Here is a 2227-nt window from a genome sequence, read left to right as displayed (position 1 = left end):
CGTCCCCCCATCGCATCTAACAATGGTGCAGGAATATTAACCTGCTTCCCATCGACTACGCATTTCTGCCTCGCCTTAGGGGCCGACTCACCCTGCGTCGATTAACGTTGCGCAAGGAAACCTTGGGCTTTCGGCGTGCGGGCTTTTCACCCGCATTATCGTTACTCATGTCAGCATTCGCACTTCCGATACCTCCAGCAGACTTCTCAATCCACCTTCATCGGCTTACGGAACGCTCCTCTACCGCGCATACAAAGTATGCACCCCAAGCTTCGGTTCATCGCTTAGCCCCGTTAAATCTTCCGCGCAGACCGACTCGACCAGTGAGCTATTACGCTTTCTTTAAAGGGTGGCTGCTTCTAAGCCAACCTCCTGGCTGTCTGTGCCTTTCCACATCGTTCACCACTTAGCGATGAATTTGGGACCTTAGCTGTGGGTCTGGGTTGTTTCCCTTTTCACGACGGACGTTAGCACCCGCCGTGTGTCTCCCGGATAGTACGTACTGGTATTCGGAGTTTGCCATGGTTTGGTAAGTCGCAATGACCCCCTAGCCATAACAGTGCTCTACCCCCAGTAGTATTCGTCCGAGGCGCTACCTAAATAGCTTTCGAGGAGAACCAGCTATCTCCGGGTTCGATTAGCTTTTCACTCCTAATCACACCTCATCCCCTACCTTTGCAACGGGAGTGGGTTCGGGCCTCCAGTTGATGTTACTCAACCTTCACCCTGGGCATGACTAGATCACCCGGTTTCGGGTCTACTGCCCGCGACTATGCGCCCTTATCAGACTCGGTTTCCCTTCGCCTCCCCTATACGGTTAAGCTTGCCACGAACAGTAAGTCGCTGACCCATTATACAAAAGGTACGCAGTCACCCTTGCGGGCTCCTACTGCTTGTACGCACACGGTTTCAGGATCTATTTCACTCCCTTCACCAGGGTTCTTTTCGCCTTTCCCTCACGGTACTGGTTCACTATCGGTCGGTCAGGAGTATTTAGCCTTGGAGGATGGTCCCCCCATATTCAGACAGGGTTTCTCGTGCCCCGCCCTACTCGATTTCATCGCATCAGCCCCTTCGCATACAGGGCTGTCACCTTCTACGGCGAACCTTTCCAGGTTCTTTTGCTGAAGCTGATGCAACTTAAGGGCTAGTCCCCGTTCGCTCGTCACTACTTAGGGAATCTCGGTTGATTTCTTTTCCTCCGGGTACTTAGATATTTCAGTTCTCCGGGTTCGCTTCCAGCAGCTATGTATTCACTGCAGGATACCTATTGCTAGGTGGGTTTCCCCATTCGGACATCGCGGGATCAATGCTTGTTGCCAGCTCCCCCACGCTTTTCGCAGGCTGCCACGTCCTTCATCGCCTCTGACCGCCAAGGCATCCACCGTGTGCGCTTATTCGCTTGACCATATAACCCCAAGTTGCCTCGGAGCCATAGGGTTCGGGGGTACAAAGCCCGAACTCGAATATAACGACTCAATTAATAAAGTGTCTCTCGACACTCGCCTTAGCCTCTACGACACGTCATGGACATTCCGTCTCAAAACGCTCGCTACATTCCAGTTTTCAAAGAACGCACCGTAGGCCTCAACGCCTTCGATGCTTCAAATCTTTATGTGTGCGCAATTCAGAGTTTTACCGCTCATCCGTCAGGGTGGTGGGTCTGGGAGGACTCGAACCACCGGCCTCACCCTTATCAGGGGTGCGCTCTAACCACCTGAGCTACAGACCCAATGTACTGACTGACTGGCTGGTGGTGGAGCTTGTCGGGATCGAACCGACGACCCCCTGCTTGCAAAGCAGGTGCTCTCCCAGCTGAGCTAAAGCCCCATCGAAACGGGACGGTCCCACGTCACCCTGTGGCGACGAGGAACTCTGAGTGCAGGTCACTTGTGCGGACGTCCGACGAGCAATTTGCTGTCTTTAGTCTCTAAAGGAGGTGATCCAGCCGCACCTTCCGATACGGCTACCTTGTTACGACTTCACCCCAGTCATCGGCCACACCGTGGCAAGCGCCCTCCCGAAGGTTAAGCTACCTGCTTCTGGTGCAACAAACTCCCATGGTGTGACGGGCGGTGTGTACAAGGCCCGGGAACGTATTCACCGCAGCAATGCTGATCTGCGATTACTAGCGATTCCGACTTCATGGAGTCGAGTTGCAGACTCCAATCCGGACTGAGATAGGGTTTCTGGGATTGGCTTGCCCTCGCGGGTTTGCAGCCCTCTG

The 2227-nt window shown here is 54.0% G+C and carries 2 tRNA genes and 2 rRNA genes; all 4 read right to left on the bottom strand.

What is annotated here, in order from left to right:
* Positions 1-1408: ribosomal RNA gene (locus tag ACIQU6_RS44435) — 23S ribosomal RNA — on the bottom strand; the annotation flags it as partial.
* Positions 1409-1655: 247 nt separating this feature from the next.
* Positions 1656-1732: transfer RNA gene (locus ACIQU6_RS44430), tRNA-Ile, on the bottom strand.
* 22 nt (positions 1733-1754) lie between these two features.
* A tRNA-Ala gene (locus ACIQU6_RS44425) sits at positions 1755-1830 on the bottom strand.
* A 102-nt stretch (positions 1831-1932) separates the two neighbouring features.
* Positions 1933-2227, bottom strand: a 16S ribosomal RNA gene (locus ACIQU6_RS44420); the annotation flags it as partial.

Origin of the sequence: Streptomyces sp. NPDC090442, from assembly GCF_044769405.1 — a bacterium.
GTDB lineage: Bacteria > Actinomycetota > Actinomycetes > Streptomycetales > Streptomycetaceae > Streptomyces.
The sequence above is the reverse complement of the archived record's forward strand: the minus strand, read 5'-3'. Positions and strand labels throughout refer to the sequence as shown.